Source organism: Campylobacter sp. RM19073 (assembly GCF_024723495.1).
Lineage (GTDB): Bacteria > Campylobacterota > Campylobacteria > Campylobacterales > Campylobacteraceae > Campylobacter > Campylobacter porcelli.
The window spans coordinates 1-3,624 of sequence record NZ_JANQCT010000042.1; the positions used below are offsets into that span (position 1 = coordinate 1).

The window sequence follows — 3,624 nt, forward strand, 5'->3', positions numbered from 1 at the left end:
ATAGCTTTAAAAACAGCTTTAATCAAATCAAGCAAGATTACGCAGATACCAAAGATTTTTTAATCAAAAACTCAAACTACCAAAGCGATTTTAAGGACTTAAGCGACAATCTAACCACTATCTTAAGCGATACGCAAAACATAAGCACAAGGGGAGTTTTTAACGCTTTAAATGGTGGTGGCAATCTTGATAATCTTTTAAATGCTAAAAATGCGATAAACGAGCAGTTAGGCTATATCAATAAGGCTGATTTTAAAAGCTCAAGCGACTTTATAAACCAAAAAGCACTAAATGAAGCTAAAAATCTAATAGATAATGAGATTAACATAGCTTTAAAAAATGATGAGAGATTAATGGGTTTATATAGACAAGCCAACGGCGATTACGCAAAGATGAAAAATATCAGCGATAGTAATCTAATGAGCCAAATAAGCCGTGATGGCAAGACAAATATAGAAGCCCTTAATGCTATGATAAAAAGCAGTGATAACATTAATGGCGTTACCTTAAATGACTTCTTAGGCTCATTAGGGGCTAAAGATAGAGCCGTTGCTGAAGCTAATCTAATCAAAGGCTTAATGGATAAAAATAGCGTTAATGGCGTGGTGGATTTTAGAGCTTTAAATAAGAACTTAGCTAGTTTAGATTTTGGGAGCGAGTTTGCTAAAGAGCTAACAAGTCAGATTTTAAGCAAAAAAGCTATACTAAACAACACTAGCGATATTTTAAACTCTTTAGGTGATAGGGTAATCAAGCCAAAAACAATGAGCCAAGGCCAAACTCAAGACCCACTAAAAAGAGCTGAAACTATGAAGGCAAACTTCATCGTAGAAAAGCTTAAACCTTTAATACCATATTTAGGCAATAACGAAGCCTTAAAACTACACTTAAACAGAGCCATTTTGAACGCTAATGGCGACTTTAAACTAGCTATTAAAAATATAGATAATATCCCAGATGGCAACTTGCCAACGCCTACAAGAAATCTCTTAAATGAGTTTAAAAATGCGTTAAAAGATATAGAGCAAGTGGTAAAAACCCAAGAGCCAACCACAGCTAAGGCTGAAAATCAAGCAAATTTGGCTAATCAATCTATAAAAGGCGATGGGTTTGTAACTTATCCAAATAGTGCTAGGCAGATATATCCGCATAACGCAATTTTTGAAGTGCCTAATGAGATAAGGCAAATAGTAGATATTGGGGATAGGGTAAGTGCGTCTCTTGAGTGGTTAAGAAGTAATCACCCTGAAATGTTTAAAACTCAAAGAGCGGTAAAGGAAGTTATTGATTATGTTTTAAAAGAGCCTGAAAATATAGTTTCACCAAAAAAAGGCGATGGAGTAATTTTATCAAAACAAAATGATAAAAAAATAGATGAAATAGGCATAAATCAAAATAGTGAAGTTTTTCACGCAAACAAAAGAAAACTTAATAGTAATGAGAAAAAAGCAGTCAGTGGAGACGCCCTACCTCCACACTTAGATGCCGATAATATCAGTCTAACGGGGCGTTATAGCGTTGGTGAAAAATCACATTTAACTGCTTTTGATGGAAACATTATACCACAAAACGCTAAAAGTGAAGTTAAAGAACAAACAAAAAGCACACAAATAAACGAACAAATAGCTAAAGCAGAGCCAACGCAAAAGGCTACCACAACCGCCAAAGAAGTGGATATAAACAACACCGAAAAGCCACACCCAAATACAAATAGTAGATATGAAAATATTAAGAAATTTGTAGAAGGCAAGACAAATAAAGCCTTAGATAGCGTGATAAAAATTTATAATGAGTTATATAGAGGCGTTTTAGATGATTTTGCTAGGGCGCATCCTAGTGAGCTAAATTTACCTACTAATTATCACGCCCAAATGGAAAATTATATCACAAAAGATTTTTTAGTAAAATATGATAAAGAGATAAAAGGGATAATTAACCAAAAGGCAAGTGGAGAAAATAGGCAAATAGCATTAAAAGCCTTTGAAAATTTAAAAGAAAATTTCGATGAGTTAAGAAGCGTAGGTATAGGCGACCTAATCAAACTAACAGCAAAAGGTCTAAAAGATGAATTAGCATTAATAGAAATAAAATCAATGAGCGATAAAGAGCTAGTAACGCAATATCAAAAGCTACAAGATAGCAATGCTAGGGTTAATCAAAATCTCTTTACATATTTAGAAAATGAGATAAAACAAAGAGAGAAAAAGCTATATCCATTTATAAATAGTGATAATAAAGATTACTCTTATAGCTTAGAAAAACAGCTTAAAAATCGTGGATTAATGGGACTAAAAGATAGTGATTTAGAAAATATCGCCAAAGAGAGAAATAGCAGATTATACTTGCCAAGCTATATTAGAGAAAATATCCAAAAAGAGCTAAATATTAATCCTATAAGAGAGTTTGGCACTAATTACGCAGAATTCTATCACGATGGGAAAAATGCTATACAAAAGCTATTAACCGAAAGGCAAGGGCAAGTAGCTGGAGCGTTTGAGAGAAAAGAGCTAGGGGATATAGATTTACCTTGGGGCGAAATAACGGACGCTATAAAACATAAGGGTTATGGTCTAGCTCATATCTTAGATAAAAGAACAGCTGAATTTATAGAGCAAGGATTAAGCAAAAAACAAGCCGAAGCAAAGGCAATAGAGCTTATAAATAAATTGCCTGATATAATAAAAAATGGGGAGATAGAACAAAAGGGCGGACGCTTTAGAATACAAAAAGATGACTATGTAATAGGTTTAACCAGTGAATATAAAGGCGAAAAAAGAAATTGGATAATAACCGCATTTGAGAAGGATAAAAAGGGTAATCCGCAGTCTTTCACCGAAGCAGATTTTACAGCTAAGTCGGACAATCTCTTATCAAACCCTACTAAAAATTCTACCACAACGGCTAATAAAAGTCAATGGGGGATAAAAAGCACTAGCAAAATGCCTGAAATCTCAGCTGGCAGTAAAATAAAAAATGAAATATTTAAAAACTTTATGGCTGATGAGGGAGTAGTCCAAGCAGCGATAGTTAATGACTTTGAAAATTTCAAGCTTTTTGCCAAAAATAAATTAGATGACTTGCTAGTTGATGCTTATAATAAAAACCCAGATGAAACAAGAAAACTTTTTGACAATGTAATAGGCGAGTTTGAACCTGCTTTAAATGAATTTCATAAAATAGCGCAAAGCGGAGAGCTTGGTGCTGCTAAAAAAACAATAACGCAAAAACAAGACCTTGGTAAGTGGGAACTAGATGGAAAAGCGGTCTGGCATTTTGAGAATACGATAAACACAAGCGCAGGTGGCATAAAAAAAGAATACGCAGATGATTTAGCAAAAATTGATGAGCTTAATCTTGGGGATGAAGTAAAATTTAAGCTAAAAGAAAAGTATGAAAAATTTTTAAGCGCAGCAAGTGATAGAGTAACAAAATCAAAAGGTGGTAAGGTCACTTTCCATCATAAAAAATGGGGTGATGCCACGGAGCTTGAAGCTTTTAGAACTAAATTATTTAATGAAAATTCTACGCCAAACGAGCTTTTAAGTCAAGGGCAAGTGCCTACTGGGTGGATGAGAGGTTCTACAAATATAGGCAATAGCTGGGAAGAACAGCCAAAATGGGCTG

At 34.2% G+C, this 3,624-nt stretch carries 1 pseudogene; it reads left to right on the plus strand.

Annotated features, from left to right (window positions below):
• A pseudogene (locus tag CSUIS19073_RS07995) lies at positions 1-3,624 on the plus strand (hypothetical protein); the annotation flags it as partial.